This is a genomic window from Methanobrevibacter sp. (genome assembly GCA_022775905.1).
Lineage (GTDB): Archaea > Methanobacteriota > Methanobacteria > Methanobacteriales > Methanobacteriaceae > Methanocatella.
Genome location: JALFJX010000021.1, coordinates 90,295 through 109,228 on the forward strand (window position 1 = coordinate 90,295; position 18,934 = coordinate 109,228).

Below are 18,934 nucleotides of genomic sequence, written 5' to 3' on the forward strand. Positions count from 1 at the left end.
AAAAAATAATCTATTTCCAGAAATCTAATTCTTCTTTTCTAAATCCTATAGTTGATGATTTAAAAATAGGATTGTTTCCAGCTTTTTTTTGTGATTCATAATCTTTTAGACAACCAATTGCTTTTTTACTTAATATCATACATGTAGGTAAGTTTATTAATGTCATACCACCCATTGTAATATCTGCCATGGCCCAAGCAGCATCCATTGGTATAATTGCACCTATAAAAATAATTACTGCACAGCCAATGTAAAATATATTCATAAACCTCTTTGAAGGTGTTTTTTTCCTATTTAAAAAGATTAAGGCATTATCAACATAATAAAGATTTCCAATTAATGTTGTAAATGCAAATAAGACCATTGCAACTGTAATGAACACAGGTCCAGCTGTACCAAATACAGTTTGAATTGCATTTTGTACATATGGTGCACCTGAAACACTTGAATCTCTTATTACTCCTGTAGATAAACACATTAATGCAGTTGTTGTACATAAAATCAGTGTATCTATATAAACGGATAATGTTTGTACTAATCCCTGTTTTACAGGATGTGACACGCTTGCAGAAGCAGAAGCATTTGGTGCAGAACCTACACCTGCTTCATTTGAGAACAACCCTCTTTTAATTCCATATATTAAACATGACCCTGCAACTCCTCCTAGAATTGATTGGAAATCAAATGCATTTTTAAAAATTAATATAAACATTGATGGAACATTTTGATAATTGAATAAAATTACAATTAGCGAAATCAAAACATAGGTTACTCCCATTAATGGAACAATAATGGAGGTAATTTTGAGAATTCTTTTACCTCCTCCAAATAAGCAATATGCAGTTAAAACAGATATTATTGCACCTATAATGAATGGTGTTGTTGAATTGTAAAATGAATAATTAATAAATGTTGATTGGAGGTTATATGAACATAATAAGTTAAATCCTACTGCATATGTTGCAATTAAAAATATGCAGAATAATATAGCTAATTTTGGTTTATTCAATCCCTGTTCAATATAGTAAGCAGGACCACCATAGGAATAGCCTTCATTGTGTTTTCTTTTATATATTTGAGCTAATGTACTTTCAATAAATGCAGATGATGCACCTATAATACACATTATCCACATCCAAAAACAAGCTCCTGGTCCTCCAAGACATATTGCTGTTGAAACACCTATGATGTTACCTGTTCCAACTCTTGAAGCAGTAGACACTAACATTGCTTGCAAGGAAGATACTGTACTTCCATCTGTAGGAGGTTCCTTTAAAAGTCTTACAGATTCACCAAATAATCTAATCTGTACGCCTTTTGTTTTGAAAGTAAAATACAATCCAGCCATTGCCATGACAATAATTAATATTGGATAATACATTATATCGTCGATTTGAGTTAAAATGGTAACAATATCTAACATGAAGTTCATCCTTAATTTAATATTCAATATTATTAATTAAATTATTCATGTTTAAAAATTTAACTTAATGTAATATTTTTTTATTTTTTTTATATTGTATTTTTCAAGAAATTATTCAAAAAACTATTTTAAATTTAATATACATAACTAATAATATTATATTATTTTAGATTGGATGAATTATTATGACTATTGGGAGATTAGTTGGAAATACGCCAATGATAAAGATTAATTATGAATATGAAGGAAAAAAGGGAAGCATATACTCTAAACTTGAATTTTACAATTATTCTGGAAGTATAAAGGATAGAATTGCGTTACATATTATTGAAACAGAAAAGAAAAATGGTAACTTAAAAGATGGGCAAGCTATTGTAGAGGTTACAAGTGGAAATACTGGTATTTCATTTAGTGCTATTGGTGCTCTATGTGGTCATGAAGTTCATATTTTCATGCCGGATTGGGTATCTCTCGAGAGAAGAAAACTTATTGAGATGTATGGTGCTCAGGTCCATTTGGTATCAAAAGAGGAAGGCGGATTTAAAAGGGCTCTTGAGCTTGCAGATGAGTTTGCTATTGAACATAATGCATATAAACCACTTCAGTTTGAAAATAAATTGAATGTTGAAGCTCAGTATAAAACAGGTCAGGAAATACTTGATGCTGTTCCTGATGTGGATGCTTTTGTTTCAGGTATTGGAACTGGCGGAACACTCATGGGTATTGGTAAAAGATTAAAAGAGAATAATCCTAATTTTAAACTATATGCCCTTGAACCAAGTACATTATCAATTCTTAAACTTGGAATGGAAGAAGGAGATCACATGATTGAGGGAATTGGTGATGATTTTATTCCAGAAATTGTTGAAGAAAATTTAATAGATTATATTATATTGATTGATGATTTGGATGCAATTAATATGTCTAAAAGGATAGCTAAAGAATTTGGTTTAGGCATTGGTATTTCAAGTGGTGCTAATTTCCTTGCAGGTGTTTTGCTTAATACTGATGATATTAAAATAGCTACTGTCTTTGCTGATGACAATAAAAAGTATATTACAACTAGATTATCTGAAGAAATTGATGATGATCCAAATTTAATTTCTAATAAAATTAGGCTTATTAATTTTGAAGTAATTTAAAAAAAGTAAAGTGAAGTATTTAAACTCCACTTGAAGTTGTAATAGTTATATTTTCTGTGTATAATGGGGTATCATCATCATATGAATCAACAACTTTTATTTCTGCTTTTGCAGGTGGGGTTTGTTTAAAGTACATACTAGAAATTTTGTAGGTCATTCCATTTTCTGGATTTGCGTGATTCCATCCAATTGTGGAATCAATAACTTTTCCTTCATTGTCAAAATAATCTACATATACACATAAATAATCAAAACTTGAATCTACTTTAATATCTCCAGTTATATAACCATCATAGTATCCATATCCATCATTAGTTATGTTTTGACTTAAATTTCCTATTGTTACGGAATTTTCAGCATTTATTTGGTATAATGCTCCTCCTGCAACCAATAATACAATTAATAAAACAATGGTCAAAATTGGGATTGCCCATAGTTTTTTGTTATTACTGTAATGTCCTTTAAAGTATAATGATAAAATTGCTGCAATAATAAATAAAACAGCAGATATTTCACCAAAACGGCCAATGAATGTAAATATTAATGCTCCAGTTGCAATAAACTCAACGGCAGCAATTAATGGTTCGTTGAATTTTTCCATCAATATTATTCCAAGTAAACCACCAATTATGCCAATTCAATTGCAGTCAGGATATTGTCCATACCCATAAGCATTGGTGTTCCTAATCCTTCAGCAATGGATACAATAATACCAATTATTGCTAAAATTAAAGGTAATTTTGTTACAAGTTCTTTTTTATCATTTTTAGATTGTATTGTTTTAATTTCTTTTTTTGATTCTTCTTGCTTACTTTCTGTGGGATGATTATTAAGATTAAAACCACATCCATCACAGAATTCAGCATCATCATCTAATTCTTTTCCACATTTCCTACAATACTGAACCATGAAATTTTCTTTCTGTAAGATATTATATGTTATTATTGTGATAATAAAGGTATCATTTTATTTAATTATTTAATGAATTTATTGATTTGTTGTATACTGACCATCTACTATATATACTAATTAAAAACATATCTTAACTCATTAATAGATTAATTTTAATTAAATGAAGGTTTGATAATATGGTTAGATTTTCACAAACTCTTGATGATAAACAATCAAAGAATAGAGAAAAACCTTATATGCAAGTTAGGGAGAATCCTTATTATGTACAGGAGAATAGGCAACCTTATCATGTTCAAAATGAGGACAGATTTTATAGTCAGCCTCCTAGACAACAACCTATCAGACAACCTGTTTATCCGGAAGATAATTATTACTCAAAACCTCAAAGAGATGAAGTTATCTATGAAAGACCTGTAATTGAAAGAGAATCTATCAAACATGATTATTCAAAACCAGAATTAGATTTCCCAAAAGATCAAAATATTCAATTTGGTGTTGAATATGCTCCAAATTCAAAACCTCCAGTCATTGGTAGGAATTACACAATTAGGTCAAATTCAATTATTTACAATGATGTAGTTATTGGGGATAATTTCAGAACCGGACATAATGTGGTCATTCGTGAAAACACCAATATTGGAGATGATGTTTTAATCGGAACCAATACTGTAATTGAAGGGGATGTAATTATTGGAAATGATGTTAGTATTCAATCTAATGTATATATTCCAACTAATTCTGTAATTGAAGACAATGTATTTATCGGACCATGTGCTTGTTTTACTAACGATAAATATCCTGTAAGAATTAACTATGAACTTCAAGGACCTAAAGTAAGGCGTGGGGCTTCTATTGGTGGTAATACAACATTTTTATCCAATGTTGAAGTGGGTGAAGGTTCTATTGTTGCTGCTGGAGCTATTGTGATTCATTCTGTTCCACCATTCTATTTGGCAATTGGAACACCTGCACGTATCAAACCTCTTCCAGATCACTTGAAAGTTCCAAATAGATTTTAGATAAAGGAGAGTATTTTTATGGCTCAATATGTGTGCAAAATTTGCGGTTATATTTTTGATGAAGATAATATAGAAGAAGGATTGGATATTCCTGCTGGAACTAAATTTGAAGACTTGCCAGATTCATTTAAATGTCCAAAATGTAGGATGTCAAAAGGTATGTTTAAGGAATTATAATTAGTTTTATATATTACTAATGAAAAAGATACTATTAATTAAATTTAAGGAGATTATTAATATGGCAAAATTTAAATGTAAACTTTGTGGATATGTAACTGAAGAATTCGAAGAACTCCCAGAAGGATACAAATGTCCTATGTGCGGCGCAACTGCTGACATGTTCGAAAAAGTAGAATAGGTGTTACATATGGCTTATGTTTGTAAAGTATGTGGATTCGTTTTAGAAGAAGACGAATTACCAGAAGATTACGTATGTCCTGTTTGTGGTGTACCTGCAGCAAACTTTGAAGAACAATAAGTTCTTCTCTTTTTTTATTTATTTTTCTAAAAATTGTTTATTTTTAAAACTAACGTTTATTTTTCCAGAGTATTTCTCAAATATTTTTAGAATATCTCTGTTGTCTTTTGATACAATATCATAGCTAACTTTATCAGTGTAGTCTTTGTTTATGACTTCTAAATTATTGTTTCTGACTTCACTGTCTGCTGTTTTTATGTCGGAATATTCAAAAATAAGATTGTAAATGTCATATTCTTTAATTTCAAGTATTTCTGCTTCACCAATAGCTTCCATAACTGATTTGGAATATGCTCTTACAAGACCTCCGGCACCAAGTTTGATACCTCCGAAGTATCTTGTAACAACAGCAGTAACATTATGAATTTCATTTTTCCTTAAAACATTAATCATGGGTTTTCCTGCGGTTCCACCAGGTTCGCCGTCATCATCAAATCCTTCCCCATCACTAACGATATATGCAGTACAATTATGGGTTGCATCGCTGTATTGTTCATTGAATTTTTGAATTACAGCTTTTGATTCTGCTTTTGTTTTGGTTGGAACTAATGAACAAATGAATTGGGATTTTTTGACATTAATTTCAATTTGTATTGCTTTTTTAATAGTTTTCATTGTATCAATATTTATTTATATTATTGTAAACATATTATTGTTAATTAATTTTATGGGGTGATATTATGGCCGGTAATAAAACTGCAACATTTTTAGTGATTTTTGTAGTGGCTATTGTAGCTTTCTGTCTTGCTTGTGTTTGTGCATCTATGACAGGACAAATATCAATTATACCAAATGATGATGAATCTGGAAGTGTATTGGATAACCTTTCAGCTATTAATGATGATTCAGGAAATAGTGGACAAAGTTATGGTTATCAAGATTATAAGGATTACAGTTCATCCAGTTCAAGTAGCTCTTCTTATTATGATGATTCACAAGTAGAAACTACAACTGATTCAGGTTCTTCCACTCATGATTCTGGTTCTGGAAGTTCTAGTTCTGAATCTAGTTCTGGTCAAAGCTCAGATTCTGGAAGTTCTGGTTCAAGTTCTGGAAATGAAGGTCAATCTTCTACACCGGGTTCTGATTCTGAGTAATCAGTAATCCAATAACTTTTCAACATCAAAGAGTACGGAGTTAATAGCTAAAGTGAAGAGTCTTTCTCCGTATTCTTCATCAATATAAACACCATTTTCTTCAACGTCACGTGCACCTTCTTCAATGTTCGGGTCATCTTGACGTGCTTGTTTAAAACCATGTAGACCAACTTCTTCATATTCATCAACATTTGCCTGATTTTTAAGTTCATCTTCGTTGACAATACCTAAGACTTTAGCCATTGATAACTCACCGCTTCCACCATGTGGGCCTTCAGATGAGATTACTTTGTTATTGAACACGACAGCCATTTCTGTTTCATCTTCGATTTCCCATAATTCCGCCATTAATGGAATGTTTCCACCATGGGAATTTACAATAACTACTTTTTCAATGTCCAAGAATTTTTTAGCATTGTTGAGTGTTTCTATTACATTTTTTTTCAATGTTTCAAGGGAAACATGGACTCCATGGTCGATTGTATCTAATTCATACGCTGGGAATATTATTCCTAAAAATTTAGCTCCAGTTTGAAGAGCAGATTGGAATGCAATATATGCTCCAATTTTTGCATCAGTGTCAATTGGAAGTGCTGGACCATGGTTTTCTAAGTGTGATCCGAGTGCTATGATTCCAATTTTGTGAACTTCAGGGTTTCTTACTTTCCCTGCTCCGTATCTTAATTCAGCCATATTATCACGTTATAATTCAAAGTTCCAGATGTCGTCTCCAACATAATGTTTTGTTTCAACTGCTTTTCCAGTGTCATTTTCAACCATTTCTTCACCTGAGAGTAAACTTACTCCAATAGCCAATGGTTTTCCATGAGTTTCATCAATAATTAAAACTACGTCTCCTGCTTCAACGCCTTCTGATGCATCAACGATTCCAGGACTCATGATGTCTGCACCATTTGTTACAAATCTAATTGCACCCATATCTACAGTTACGGTTTTAGCATCAATTTCATTAGCAAGTGCTGCTTTAAGTGTTGGAAATGGTTTTTCATCAATTATTATGATATATGGTTCACCATCTACTAAGATAAATGAATTAGGTTCTGCTTCAAGTATCTCTACATTCTTCTTTCCTTGAAGTAAATTTCCGTATTCGCCTAATTCTGCTTTTATTTCTTTAATTTTCTTTTTTTTCAAGAAATTTCTTTTTTTAACTTTTATAACCATATTAATCCCAATTAATATTTTATTAAATAATATATATTATTTAAATTAAATAAATCTATTTGTTATTTTTGATTTTTATTGTAGAATACTTATTATTTCTACAAAAGACATATTTGTAGTCTATGTCTTCACCTAAATCTGCCATGTGTAGGGGTGGATCTTTAATAGCATATTTAATTATGGTGCTTGCATTATTATCACTTAGTTTTTTAATGGAAAAATCTATTAACTCAAGTTCGCTGTCGCTGAATGTGAATTGGGGAATTATTGTAGGATAATATCTGTGTATTATTCTGTGATAATAAGGTTCTTTTCTCAAAAATAGTTTCTTGGTAGCTATTAATTCTTCAGTAATCTCTTTAAAATGTTTTGGTTCTATGCCTTTTTTTGACTTGATATAGGTTTCTTGTGTGATGAATTTTCCGTAGAGTTCATAATAACCAAAATCAATGAAATACATGATGCTACATAGAACGGTTTTTCCTAAATTTGGTTTTGAGTAGCATTTTGTTAATATGTAATTTATTAGGTCAATATACTTTTCACGATTAAACTTCATGGTGTGGCCTTGGTGGTTGGTTAAAGTTATTTATATATTATATTATTTTTAAGCAATGTCTAAGAGCATTTGAAAAATAATTTAAATAGTAGTTTAGTAATAAATTAGTATAACTATTATTTTTTAATCTTTTTACTTGAAATAAAGTAACATTTATATACTAGATTAACTATATTTAATAGTATTAGTTTTAATTAGGTTTTGTCTTATCTTAACTTGATTATATTATGTCTAATAATGAGTGAATACTCAATTTCATATTAAAAAACTAAAATTTGTAATAATATAAGGTGATATAATGAGCGGACAAAATGTTCAAAGACCACTTGACGCATTAGGAAAATCTGTGGATGCTCCTGTTTTAATAAAACTCAAAGGAGATCGTGAATTTAGAGGTATACTTAAGAGCTTTGATTTACACATGAATTTAGTTCTTAATGATGCAGAAGAGTTACAAGACGGAGAAGTTACTAGAAGACTCGGTGTTGTGCTCATTAGGGGAGACAATATTGTTTATATTTCACCATAAATATTATTCAATACTTTCTAGATTATAGTTTTACGATAAATAGGAGGAGGTGTATCAATGTCAAAGGGAACTCCATCAATGGGTAAAAAGAATAAAAAGACCCATATCAGATGCAGAAGATGTGGTAGAAACACTTATCACATACGTAAAAAAGTTTGTGCTTCTTGCGGATTTGGTAAATCCAAAAAACTCAGAAGATACAGCTGGCAAAACAAAAAACCTACTACTAGACAAAGATTAGTATAGGTTTTTATCCAGGTACTACTTTTGTAGTACTCTTTTAAATTATTTGGGATAATAAACGCATATTATCTCATAAACCCAACTATTTTTAGCATTTTTATTTAATATATTAATACAAATTTTACATTGTACATTTTTTAACATTTATTATTAATCATTGAACAAATAATGACAATAATTTTAATAATTAAATTTATTTTGAAAAAATATTTTTATATTGTTATGGATATATTTATATTACAAGTATAAGTGTATTGGAGAATTTTTCAATGATAAAATATGATAAAAGTTTATAGGTATTGTTTATAATACAAATATGCGAAGGATTCAGTTTCTATGGGCTTGGAGCCATATTGACATTGTTCATGACACAATTCCTGAATTTAAGTCTTTCATTTGCATTTTTGGTATATGGTACCTATTTTGGATTAGTATATATTGCAACATTATTTGGAGGATATCTGTCGGATAAGCACATAAAAAGCAGATCTCTTATTAATGTTGGAATAAGTCTTATGACTTTGGGTTTTCTTATCTTGAGTTACTGTGCGTCATTAGCCCATCCACTTAATCAGGTGCATTCTTATTTTCTGTTTAATACTCCTGAAATTCTGTTGCTTGTAAGTTTAATATCTATAATCTTGGGAGAAGGATTGTTGAGAGTTAATATTTCCGCTACTGTGAAACAGGTATATGAAGATAATGAGAAAAAAGTAGAATCAACATTTACATTGTTGATTATGGCATTGAATATTGGTGCGGTTACTTCTGCATTGCTTCTTGGAGTAACAATTGGTGAAGGAAATTTAAGTTTGTATAAATATGGATTTTTAATCCTTGCAGTTAGCTTATTTATTGGAATACTTGTTTACAATCTATTTAGAAATAAATATCTGGTAAACTCACAAGGTGAAATAGTTGGTCTTAAACATTCATTTAAACTTGACTCTGTCATAGATAATGTAAATGAAAAGTTAACAAATCAGGAAAGAAATCATGTGAAAGCTATTTTAATTATACTTTCAATCTCTTTAGTGTTCTTTATAGGATTTGAAGTAGTTGATTCATCTTTGATGTTTTTCGTAAAGGATTATGTTGTGGATACAATACCATTTGTACCATTCAGAATTACTCCTGAAATAATCAAGTTCATAGAACCGTTTGGAGTAATTATATTCTCACCGATTATCTTGGCATACTTCAATTCAAAGGATGCAGATGAAAATGAGTCTTTAATATTTAGAATCATCCTTGGTGTTATTGTATTGCTTGTAACCTATTCAGTATTTTTTATACCTTGTATGATGGCCGACAATAACATAACAAACATTTCCATAATTTTTATTATCGTAATGGAATTAATCAGATCAACTTCTGAGGTATTGGTATTGCCTATTGGTTTGAGTATTGTTTCAAAATTGTCCCCAACCAAGTATCTCTCTCGTTTAATTGGGTTATTTTATTGTTCTCTTGCAGGGGCATATGTGGTGTCTGGTTATATGGCTGGTTTCTATCCGAATACGGAAAGCATTGCAAATAAATTATTTGGTTTAATACCAATCAATGATTTTAAAATGTTTGCTTTGGTATTTATAGTGATGTATTTGGTATTGTTCATAGCTACTTATGTATCTAGAAATAAGCTTAAACATTTAATGGAATAATGGGAAAACTTTTAGTTTCCCATTTTTTTTTAATTAACTACATTTCTTTTTTCATTATTGAGAAATGCTTTATAATTTTTTACTATTTCATCTACAAGTCTTTTTCTTGCATCAATACTTGCCCACCCAATATGTGGTGTTATTACTATATTTTCAGCGGTTAGTAAAGGGTTGTCTGCTTTCATTGGTTCAGTTACGACAACATCCACACCTGCTGACAGTACCTTCCCATTATTCAATGCATTAACTAGATCATTTTCATTTACAAGCCCACCTCTTGAAACATTAACGAGTCTAACGCCATCTTTCATTTTGTCTATGTTTTCTTTTCTAATGATTTCTTTGGTATCTTCAGTTAATGGACAGTGAAGTGAAATAATGTCTGAATTTCTAAAAATACTGTCTTTATCTACAAAATTGATGTTTTCATTAGCATATTTTTCAGGATGTTCTGTATTTACAAGAACATTCATTCCAAATCCTTTAGCTATTGCCGCAACTTTTTTGCCAATGTTTCCATAACCTATAATTCCCAATGTTTTATCTGCAAGTTCTGTAATAGGTTTAAGCCAGTAGCAGAATATTTCAGAGTTTATCCAGTCTCCATTCTTCACACTTTCGTTATGAAGTGATAGATTGCATGTCTGTTCTAAAATAAGTGCCCATGTTAACTGGACTACACTATCTGTACTGTATGCAGGCACATTTGTAACTGTAATATCTCTTTTGCTTGCAGCATCAGTGTCAATAACATTATATCCTGTAGCGCATACTCCGACATATTTTATGTTTGGACATTTGCTGAAAACTTCTTCATCTATTAGAACTTTATTATCAAATATGACTTCTGCATCTCCAATATGGTCATATTTATTTTCTTCGGTTGTATTTTCATAAATTGTCAAATCTACAAGTTCTGAAAGTTCTTCCCAGGACATGTCTCCTTTGTTGATTGCAGCTGCTTCAAGCAGCACTCCTTTCATTTTTCCCATAAAATCATCTGTTTTATTTTAAATATGTATAATAATTATGTTGTGTTAATAAAAGTAGTTAATTAAAAAAAGTAAGTTGATGGTAGTAAGAACCATCTTTTAAAAAATTAGATAAACAAGTCTGTTACTTGACCAAGAAGTGATTCGAAGTTCACACCACGATCTTGGAAGTTTGGTTGTTTTGATGAAACAATCATTGCATCATGAGTAATGTTTCCTGCAAATTTAACTGCATCTTCAAGGTTTTTACCTACCATAACTGCTGCTAAAAGTGCACTTGCATATAAGTCTCCTGTACCATGTAACATGTAAGGCAAGAATTCGTTGGATGCTTCAACAATATCCATGTCTTTACCACCAACAAAGTTACGGATGATGCCATCATCACGTTGGATACCTTTTAATACAACATATTTAGCTCCAAGGTCTAATAATGCATTTAAAATACGATGTGCTTCATCATCATCGATATTGGTTCCGCCCCATTCTTCACCGATAGGTTCACCTAGGATAATTGCAGCTTCGGTAAGGTTTGGAGTAAGAATATCTGTTTCACATGCAAGACTTGCCATAGCTTGGCATAAATCATCATTATAAGTAGGATATACTTGTCCATGGTCAGCCATTACAGGATCTACAACTTTTAAAGCATTTGGGTAGGTTTCATAAACACTTTTAATTACTTCAACCTGTTCATCAGATCCTAAAAATCCGGAGTATATTGCATCTACGTCGATGTCAATCTTTTTCCAGGTATCTAAATAATCATTAAGTATCTCTGTGGTATCATGCATGTACCAATCTGGATATCCGGTATGGTTTGAAAATAATCCTGTAGGAACTGGACATACGTCACATCCTGCTGCTGAAAGTACAGGAATAGCTACACCGAGGGAACATTTTCCATATCCGCATAAATCATGTATTGCAGCTACACGAGGAATGTAATGTTCTGGTCTTTCATAGAGAATAATTTCTTCTTTATTAGTCATTTTTTACCTCAATTATATTATTATAACTATTGTTATATATTTAATATTATTTATAAATTTATTATCTGACTAATCTTATGTAATTTATATTAGTCAAAAATTGCTGATATTAAATATTTCTAGAATAATATATGATATAAAGAGTATATAACTATTTTTTGTACAGATTGGTACTACTATGTATTGATTTAAAATTTAATAATATTTTTAATTATGGTTCATTTGAACTAACAAGTATTGATAATGCTATAATTGTAAGAATTATTCCAATTAGATTTAAAATGCTTGGATATTCTGAAAATAATAATGCACCAAATATTGTGGCAGATATAGGTTCGGCACCACCATACAGTATTGTTGCTTTTCCGTTATCCATATGTTTTAAACCAAAATTGAATAGGAAATATGGTAATATTGCAGTTAGAACTGCATAAATCAATATGAAAATTGTATTTGGAATTATACTATTTGTAATGAATGTTCCAGTTAATCCCCATTCGGTAAACGGTGCCAGGCCTATTGAACATATTAAAAAACTGTAAAATGTTATGGTTAATGCTGAATAGTTTTTCTCAAATGCAATTTTTGAAAATAATCCGTATATTCCCCAAAATAATGCGGATAAAATTCCGGATAATATTCCCCAACTTGTCCATCTGAAGCTTGATGTTGCTTCAAGTATTCCACTGACAAGTAAGCATCCAATCAATGCAAGAATTAAGCAGCTTACTTTTTTGGAAGTTATTTTTTCATTAAAAAATGATGCTGAAATAATCAATGCAAAAATTGGTGACAATCCAAGTAATATTGATGCTAATGAAAGAGATGCATTAAGTGTTGCTTCATTAAAACAAATGGTTGACAATAACAGACCACTTATTCCGGCACCAATAAATATCCAAAGATCTTTCAAATCTATTTTTAAGGATTTCCTATCAAATAAAAATAGTAAAATTAATAATATTATTGTGGAGGGAATTAATTTTAATGTGAAAATGGAAATGGAATTAAATCCAAATTCGTTTAATGTTCTTACAAAAACTCCACTAGAACCCCACATTATTCCAGATAAGATTGGAAAGGATACTATTAATTTTTTATTTAATTCCATGACATTATTTTATAAATCGTTTATACTTATTATTTGGCATATCTTTTTTTACAAATATTTATATATGATAAAAATTAGATATGAAATAACATTCGTATGTTATAAAACAAAATGGTGATATGATGATTAGAAAAGTAACATATCAAACCAAAGGACAAAAAGCAATTGATGGAGCTGGTGTACATTTAGTGCGTGTTTTAGGTAACACCACAACTGATGTTTATGATCCATTTTTAATGATGGATGCATTTGACAGCTCAAATCCTGATGATTATACTGCTGGTTTTCCAATGCATCCTCACAGAGGTATTGAAACCATAACTTTCGTAAGTAAAGGACAAATGCTTCATCAAGACCATTTAGGAACTGAAGCACTTGTTACAGATGGGGAAGCACAATGGTTGACTGCAGGTTCTGGTGCAGAACATGCTGAATTCCCTGGTGGAGAAAGAATGCTCGGAACTCAGTTATGGTTAAATCTTCCAGCAAAGGATAAGATGACTGCACCCCCAGCATATCATAGTATCAGTACTGATGAAATTAAAGAATTCCAATTGGATGGTGGAGTATTAAGGTTAATGACTGGTGAATATGATGGGGAAGAAGGCTGGCAAGGTAAATATTTGCCTGTTGACTTTTATGATATTCATTTGGAACCAAATGCAAAAGTTGAAATTCCTGTTAAAGAAGGATGGTCTGCATTTTTGTTTACATTAATTGGTGATGTTGCAGTAGATGGTACTGTTATCCTTGAAAAAACTGCTGCAAAATTAAGTGATGGAGATCATATTGTATTGGAAACAAAAGATAAAAGTGCTGAAATATTATTATATAGTTCTAAAAGATTGGATGAACCAGTAGCATGGGCAGGACCAATTGTTATGAATACTAATGATGAGTTAAATCAGGCATTTGAAGATTTGGCAAATGGTACTTTTATTAAAAAACAAGCGGAATATTAAAAAGGAATACTATTGTTCCTTTTTTTAGTTAACTTTATATAACAATTGATATTAAGTAGTCATATATGATTAAATTTTAGGAGGGCTTTTTCATGGTAGAATTAAAAGATATTGCTCAGGAAAATGAAGTGGATTTAGAAAACTGTGTCGTTTTTGTAAGAGGTAAAGAGGATATTTTAGCTGTTGATATTTCTAATGCAGGAATTAGGCAAAGAAGTGATGACACAATGGGTTTTACTTTTTCACTCACTCCAAAACAAACTTTAAAATTAGAAGAATACTTTAATAAATTTGCAACCGGTGAAAAATTCTATTTTGATATTTCACAAACAGGATATAGGCCAGTTTATTATAGGGGATTATCTCCAATCACTAAAGAGGTTAGTGAAGAATATGAACCTAAATTTAATGTAACTTTATTTGCACAAAAAGCTATTGTAGAACCTGATGATTCTTATTTCGCACCAACTTGTGCTTGCTGTGAATTTTGTCATTTATAAGGTGATGTTATGTTTGATTCCCAATTTTCCAATTATATTACATTAACTCGTAAAAGAACAAATGAATCTATAAAATTAGATCAAAGAAGGGTTAAAATCAGAGAAAATAAAAATGGACTAATGGCTATAAGTTATGTAGGTCCAGTATTTGAAATTATAGATATTGAAAACTTTTTTGATGATATAATTTCTTCTGAAAAATTAGATATGAACATTGGTGAAACTGGGGATTCTCGTGTAAGTTTTAGAGGAATAATTGATGGCAAGGGAAAGAATTTCCCTCAAAATTTGGACCATAAAATTATTCTTCTACAAGAACCTACTTGTTTGGATGAGAGGGTTAATGTTCAGGAAACAGGTTTTTCAAAGTTTAAATTGAAAAATGAAGATTCTGAATAATTTTATTTTTTTAAAGTTCATCTTCAACAGCATCCCATAGGTCAACTGCCCAACCATTTCCACCATCAATTACCATATCAAGTAATCTTACCTTACCATCTCTAAAACGGAATAATCTGTAATCTTGCTGTGTTTTTCTTCCATTTTTCTCTTTATTGCAGTCAAGGTATATTCCTTCATCATATTCTTCTTCAAAGTCACCAGCTTTAACGAAGTCACCTACTAGTGAATATCCATTTTTAACACTTTTATCTAGTTTTTCAACGGTTTTTAACCATCCACCTTCTGATCTAAATTTCATATCTGGGTCAATTCTTGTAATTTCTTCTTGCCAATTAATAATCATATTTACCAAATCTTTTGTTTTTATTTTTAATTTGGTTTTTATAAACATATAAACAAAGTGAGGGAGAGCATTTGAAAAGAAATATTAATGGTTACTTATATATAAGTAAAAAATCATAATTATTCATGTTATTAACTTATTTGGGCTTTATCTATGAATTTATTTGAAAAATTTGGTATTAAAACGAATAATAAAGTTTTATATGATACTGCATTTACACATGGTTCATATTCCACTAAACATGGTTTAGATTATAATTATGAACGTCTGGAGTTTTTGGGAGACTCTGTTTTAAGTGTAATTGTGTCTGAGTATTTGTATGAAAAATATCCTCAATATGAAGAAGGTAAATTAACAAAACTAAGGGCAAATTATGTTTGTCAGTTTGCTTTAATTTATTATTCTAAAGAATTAGGGCTTGATAAATATCTAAAAGTAGCTGCTCAAGAGTCAAATCTAACTAAAAATGAAATATTATCAATAACTGCAGATATTTTCGAATCATTTTTGGGGGCAATGTTTTTAGACCAAGGTTGGGAATTTGCAAAAAATTTTGTTGCAAATTCAATATTCAAATTTATCGATGCAAATGTGATATTCTTTGCAGATTATAAGTCTGCTATGAAGGAATATGGGGATGCTAAAAACTTAAGGGTTTCATATGAAATTTTAAAAGAATATGGTGTGCCTCATGATAAAACATTCATCACTGCAATCATGATTGATGGTGAAGAGATGGGTGTTGGAAAAGGTAAGAATAAAAAAGAAGCAGAGCAAGCGGCTGCAAAAGTAGCTATTGAAAAATTAAATATTAAAGTGTTTTAAATGAATAAAGAATCTGTTGGAATTGTTGAAACTAAATATCTGGATATATCCAATCCAATTATATTAGATAGTGGGGAAACTCTTGATAATGTTACTGTTGCCTATGAAACTTATGGTGAACTTAATAAAGAAAAATCCAATGCTATTTTAATTTGCCATGCATTAACTGGTGATGCTCATGCTGCAGGATGGCATGAAGGCGATAAAAAACCTGGTTGGTGGGAAATTGTAATTGGCCCTGGTAAAGCATTGGACAGTGAAAAATACTTCATAATATGTTCTAATGTGCTAGGTGGATGTAAGGGAACCACTGGTCCAAGTTCAATTAATCCTAAAACTGGTAAGGAATATGGACTTGACTTTCCAGTAATTACAATCAATGATATGGTTAAAGTTCAAAAAGAGCTAATAGATTCTTTTGGAATTAGTCAATTGGCTGCTGTTATTGGTGGATCAATGGGGGGAATGCAAGTTCTTGAATGGATGGTAACATATCCTAAAATGATGAAAAAAGCAATACCAATAGCAACTGCAGGAATGTCTTCACCTCAACAAATAGCTTTCAATGCTGTAGGTCGTCAAGCTATATTTTCTGACCCTAATTGGAACAGTGGAAATTACTATGAATCTTGTGAAATTCCCAGCAATGGTTTATCTATAGCACGTATGATTGCTCACATTACTTACTTGAGTGATGAATCGATGGATATTAAGTTTGGACGTGGTCTTCAGGATAAAGATGAAATTAGCTATGATTTTACTGTTGATTTCCAAGTTGAAAGTTATCTAAAACATCAAGGTGAAACCTTTGTCAAACGTTTTGATGCTAATAGTTACTTATTTATTACAAAAGCGGTTGATTTATTTGACAGTACTTTAAACGATTCTTTAATTGATGGATTTAAAAATGTTGAGACAAAAGTAAAAGTTATTTCAGTTGACACAGACTGGTTATATCCAACAGAGCAAAGTATGGAAATTGTAACTGCTCTTAATGCAAATAATGTGGATGTATCATTCTCTGAAATTAAATCAAATTACGGTCATGATGCATTTTTACTTGAAAGTGGTCAATTAAATTATATTTTTGCTAATTTCCTATCAGAAAATGTTGTTGAAGATTTAATGATGGAAGAAATTGCAACAATCAAAGAAGATGCTGATGTTGTTGAAGCAGCTAAATTGATGTTGGATAAACATGTAACTCATATTCCAGTTGTTAATGATGATTGTAAACTTATTGGAATTGTTACAAGTTGGGATTTATCTAAATCTATAGCTACAAACTCTAATCATCTAAAAGATATCATGACAAAAAGTGTCAAATATTGTAATGCTGATGATCAAATAGAAGAAATCGCACGTCAAATGCGTAAATTTGATATTTCATGTCTTCCAGTAGTTGATGAAGATATGAGAGTTATGGGTCTTATTACAACTGATCAAATTAGTAATTTAATTAGTTAAATTACTTCTTTTTTATTTATTTTTAATTTTTGGAGTCGTTATTATTTCAAGAAAATCTAAGTTTATTGATGGTGCTAAAAAAGGTATTCCAATTACTTTTGGTTATGTTCCAATGGGAATTGGGTATGCTGCAATTGCAATTAAAGCAGGTATGACACCTTTACAGACTGTTTCAATGTCTGTTTTAGTTTATGCAGGAGCAGGTCAGTTCATTGCTGCTTCAATGGTTTTAAGTGGTGCAAGCGTAATTGCTATTGTGTTGACTAATTTTGTTGTTAACTTAAGGTATTTTGTAATGTCAACCTGTGTATTAAATCAAGTTGAAGATTCTAATTTACCTTTAAGTATTTTAGCAGCCCATACAACTGTGGATGAATCATTTGCAATGTTTTCATTAAGTGAAGATTCAAGTATCTGGATTTATTTGGGTATTGCAGTAATTGCATGGATAAGTTGGATTGTTGGTGCAGCAATTGGTGTTGTAGCATTGGATCTTCTTCCGGTTATTGTTACAAACAGTTTTAACATCTCACTTTACGCATTGTTTGTTGCAATTTTAGTTCCTGCTGTTAAAGAAAATAAACAGATGGCTATTTTAGTATTAATAACTGCTGTTTTAAATATTATCTTAAGCCAATTTTTAGGAAATTGGTCTTTAATTGTATCAACACTTGTTGGTGCCGCAATAGGAATGTACATTGTTGATGATGATTATTTACTCACAGGTGATGCTTAATGGATTATATGATGTTAGTTATTTTAGGTTGTACTCTTGCAACATTTATTCCAAGATTAATTCCTGCATTGTTTATTGATAAGCTTAATTTCTCACCTAAATTCGAGAAATTTTTGGATTTAATTCCATATACGGCTCTTGCAGCATTAATATGTCCTGGAGTATTGACTGTTGATGCCGACTTATGGTATATTGGTTTAATCGGTGCACTTGTAGCAGCAGCTCTTGCATGGAAAAAGGCTCCAATGGGTGCAATTGTTATTATAACCGTGGTTGTATTAATAACAGTTTATTCTGTTGTTCCTCTTTTTTAAAAATAGAAAATAAGGATGATTATAAACTAACATCCTTAA

27 protein-coding genes are annotated in these 18,934 nt (G+C 30.7%); 16 read left to right on the top strand and 11 right to left on the bottom strand.

All coding sequences use genetic code 11. The annotated features are described in order from the left end of the window. Positions 1-10: 10 nt before the first annotated feature. Positions 11-1,423 carry an alanine:cation symporter family protein gene (locus MR875_06080; GenBank protein ID MCI6994400.1) on the bottom strand — a complete coding sequence of 471 codons (1,413 nt, stop codon included), beginning with the start codon at positions 1,421-1,423 and terminating at the stop codon, positions 11-13. A 185-nt stretch (positions 1,424-1,608) separates the two neighbouring features. On the opposite strand from MR875_06080, the gene MR875_06085 reads away from it, so the two are divergent. Next, positions 1,609-2,565: a cysteine synthase family protein gene (locus tag MR875_06085; protein MCI6994401.1), complete on the top strand. Its 957-nt coding sequence runs from the start codon at positions 1,609-1,611 to the stop codon at positions 2,563-2,565. Positions 2,566-2,584: 19 nt separating this feature from the next. Here the strand turns inward: MR875_06085 and MR875_06090 are convergent, their stop codons facing one another. Next, positions 2,585-3,166 carry a hypothetical protein gene (locus MR875_06090; GenBank protein MCI6994402.1) on the bottom strand — a complete coding sequence of 194 codons (582 nt, stop codon included), beginning with the start codon at positions 3,164-3,166 and terminating at the stop codon, positions 2,585-2,587. A gap of 26 nt (positions 3,167-3,192) precedes the next feature. Continuing rightward, complete coding sequence (locus MR875_06095; GenBank protein MCI6994403.1) at positions 3,193-3,474, bottom strand: zinc-ribbon domain-containing protein; 282 nt, start codon at positions 3,472-3,474, stop codon at positions 3,193-3,195. A gap of 434 nt (positions 3,475-3,908) precedes the next feature. Between MR875_06095 and MR875_06100 the strand changes: the two genes are divergently transcribed. The 4 genes from MR875_06100 to MR875_06115 all read left to right on the top strand — a co-directional run bounded on the left by MR875_06100 (position 3,909) and on the right by MR875_06115 (position 4,974). After that, the gene (locus MR875_06100) at positions 3,909-4,496 is read left to right on the top strand and encodes an acetyltransferase (GenBank protein ID MCI6994404.1); all 588 of its coding nucleotides are present in this window, start codon (positions 3,909-3,911) and stop codon (positions 4,494-4,496) included. 18 nt (positions 4,497-4,514) lie between these two features. Next, complete coding sequence (locus tag MR875_06105) at positions 4,515-4,673, top strand: rubredoxin (protein ID MCI6994405.1); 159 nt, start codon at positions 4,515-4,517, stop codon at positions 4,671-4,673. Positions 4,674-4,734: 61 nt separating this feature from the next. After that, the gene (locus MR875_06110; protein MCI6994406.1) at positions 4,735-4,854 is read left to right on the top strand and encodes a rubredoxin; all 120 of its coding nucleotides are present in this window, start codon (positions 4,735-4,737) and stop codon (positions 4,852-4,854) included. 9 nt (positions 4,855-4,863) lie between these two features. Next, the gene (locus tag MR875_06115; protein MCI6994407.1) at positions 4,864-4,974 is read left to right on the top strand and encodes a rubredoxin; all 111 of its coding nucleotides are present in this window, start codon (positions 4,864-4,866) and stop codon (positions 4,972-4,974) included. Between the two features lie 18 nt (positions 4,975-4,992). Here the strand turns inward: MR875_06115 and MR875_06120 are convergent, their stop codons facing one another. After that, positions 4,993-5,589 carry a YigZ family protein gene (locus MR875_06120; protein MCI6994408.1) on the bottom strand — a complete coding sequence of 199 codons (597 nt, stop codon included), beginning with the start codon at positions 5,587-5,589 and terminating at the stop codon, positions 4,993-4,995. A gap of 65 nt (positions 5,590-5,654) precedes the next feature. Here MR875_06120 and MR875_06125 point away from each other — a divergent pair, with 65 nt between their 5' ends. Beyond that, positions 5,655-6,071 (top strand): hypothetical protein, encoded by a 417-nt coding sequence (locus MR875_06125; GenBank protein ID MCI6994409.1) that lies wholly within the window; start codon positions 5,655-5,657, stop codon positions 6,069-6,071. Here MR875_06125 and arfB read toward each other — a convergent pair whose 3' ends face one another. The 3 genes from arfB to MR875_06140 are packed head-to-tail and all read right to left on the bottom strand — an operon-like array spanning position 6,072 to position 7,716. Next, the gene (arfB, locus tag MR875_06130) at positions 6,072-6,764 is read right to left on the bottom strand and encodes a 2-amino-5-formylamino-6-ribosylaminopyrimidin-4(3H)-one 5'-monophosphate deformylase (GenBank protein MCI6994410.1); all 693 of its coding nucleotides are present in this window, start codon (positions 6,762-6,764) and stop codon (positions 6,072-6,074) included. Between the two features lie 9 nt (positions 6,765-6,773). Next, positions 6,774-7,256 carry an RNA-binding protein gene (locus tag MR875_06135; protein ID MCI6994411.1) on the bottom strand — a complete coding sequence of 161 codons (483 nt, stop codon included), beginning with the start codon at positions 7,254-7,256 and terminating at the stop codon, positions 6,774-6,776. A 55-nt stretch (positions 7,257-7,311) separates the two neighbouring features. Further along, positions 7,312-7,716 (bottom strand): Panacea domain-containing protein, encoded by a 405-nt coding sequence (locus MR875_06140; GenBank protein MCI6994412.1) that lies wholly within the window; start codon positions 7,714-7,716, stop codon positions 7,312-7,314. A gap of 397 nt (positions 7,717-8,113) precedes the next feature. Here MR875_06140 and MR875_06145 point away from each other — a divergent pair, with 397 nt between their 5' ends. The 3 genes from MR875_06145 to MR875_06155 all read left to right on the top strand — a co-directional run bounded on the left by MR875_06145 (position 8,114) and on the right by MR875_06155 (position 10,251). After that, positions 8,114-8,344, top strand: coding sequence for an RNA-binding protein (locus MR875_06145; protein ID MCI6994413.1), 231 nt, complete (start codon positions 8,114-8,116; stop codon positions 8,342-8,344). Between the two features lie 57 nt (positions 8,345-8,401). After that, positions 8,402-8,590, top strand: coding sequence for a 50S ribosomal protein L37e (locus MR875_06150; protein ID MCI6994414.1), 189 nt, complete (start codon positions 8,402-8,404; stop codon positions 8,588-8,590). A 296-nt stretch (positions 8,591-8,886) separates the two neighbouring features. Continuing rightward, on the top strand, positions 8,887-10,251 hold the full coding sequence (locus MR875_06155; GenBank protein ID MCI6994415.1) for an MFS transporter: 1,365 nt from the start codon (positions 8,887-8,889) through the stop codon (positions 10,249-10,251). Positions 10,252-10,280: 29 nt separating this feature from the next. On the opposite strand, the gene MR875_06160 is transcribed toward MR875_06155, so the two are convergent. From MR875_06160 to MR875_06170, 3 genes are all read right to left on the bottom strand, one after another. Continuing rightward, a complete protein-coding gene (locus tag MR875_06160) occupies positions 10,281-11,243 on the bottom strand; it encodes a D-2-hydroxyacid dehydrogenase (protein ID MCI6994416.1) in 963 nt (320 codons plus the stop codon). Between the two features lie 107 nt (positions 11,244-11,350). Further along, complete coding sequence (locus tag MR875_06165) at positions 11,351-12,235, bottom strand: PfkB family carbohydrate kinase (protein ID MCI6994417.1); 885 nt, start codon at positions 12,233-12,235, stop codon at positions 11,351-11,353. Between the two features lie 211 nt (positions 12,236-12,446). After that, positions 12,447-13,346, bottom strand: a complete 900-nt coding sequence (locus MR875_06170; GenBank protein MCI6994418.1) for a DMT family transporter — start codon at positions 13,344-13,346, stop codon at positions 12,447-12,449. 122 nt (positions 13,347-13,468) lie between these two features. On the opposite strand from MR875_06170, the gene MR875_06175 reads away from it, so the two are divergent. The 3 genes from MR875_06175 (at position 13,469) to MR875_06185 (ending at position 15,207) form a co-directional block, all read left to right on the top strand. Then, positions 13,469-14,308 carry a pirin family protein gene (locus MR875_06175; GenBank protein MCI6994419.1) on the top strand — a complete coding sequence of 280 codons (840 nt, stop codon included), beginning with the start codon at positions 13,469-13,471 and terminating at the stop codon, positions 14,306-14,308. Between the two features lie 92 nt (positions 14,309-14,400). Continuing rightward, entirely contained in the window at positions 14,401-14,808 is a 408-nt protein-coding gene (locus MR875_06180) for a hypothetical protein (GenBank protein ID MCI6994420.1), read from the top strand. Between the two features lie 9 nt (positions 14,809-14,817). Then, on the top strand, positions 14,818-15,207 hold the full coding sequence (locus MR875_06185; GenBank protein MCI6994421.1) for a hypothetical protein: 390 nt from the start codon (positions 14,818-14,820) through the stop codon (positions 15,205-15,207). Positions 15,208-15,217: 10 nt separating this feature from the next. On the opposite strand, the gene MR875_06190 is transcribed toward MR875_06185, so the two are convergent. Further along, positions 15,218-15,553, bottom strand: a complete 336-nt coding sequence (locus MR875_06190; GenBank protein MCI6994422.1) for a hypothetical protein — start codon at positions 15,551-15,553, stop codon at positions 15,218-15,220. 153 nt (positions 15,554-15,706) lie between these two features. Between MR875_06190 and rnc the strand changes: the two genes are divergently transcribed. The 4 genes from rnc to MR875_06210 all read left to right on the top strand — a co-directional run bounded on the left by rnc (position 15,707) and on the right by MR875_06210 (position 18,895). After that, positions 15,707-16,378 (top strand): ribonuclease III, encoded by a 672-nt coding sequence (gene rnc / locus MR875_06195; protein ID MCI6994423.1) that lies wholly within the window; start codon positions 15,707-15,709, stop codon positions 16,376-16,378. After that, a complete protein-coding gene (locus tag MR875_06200; GenBank protein ID MCI6994424.1) occupies positions 16,379-17,845 on the top strand; it encodes a homoserine O-acetyltransferase in 1,467 nt (488 codons plus the stop codon). A gap of 112 nt (positions 17,846-17,957) precedes the next feature. Next, positions 17,958-18,581 (top strand): AzlC family ABC transporter permease, encoded by a 624-nt coding sequence (locus MR875_06205; GenBank protein ID MCI6994425.1) that lies wholly within the window; start codon positions 17,958-17,960, stop codon positions 18,579-18,581. Next, a complete protein-coding gene (locus tag MR875_06210) occupies positions 18,581-18,895 on the top strand; it encodes an AzlD domain-containing protein (protein ID MCI6994426.1) in 315 nt (104 codons plus the stop codon). Before MR875_06205 ends, MR875_06210 begins: the two co-directional genes overlap by 1 nt. Positions 18,896-18,934: the final 39 nt, after the last annotated feature.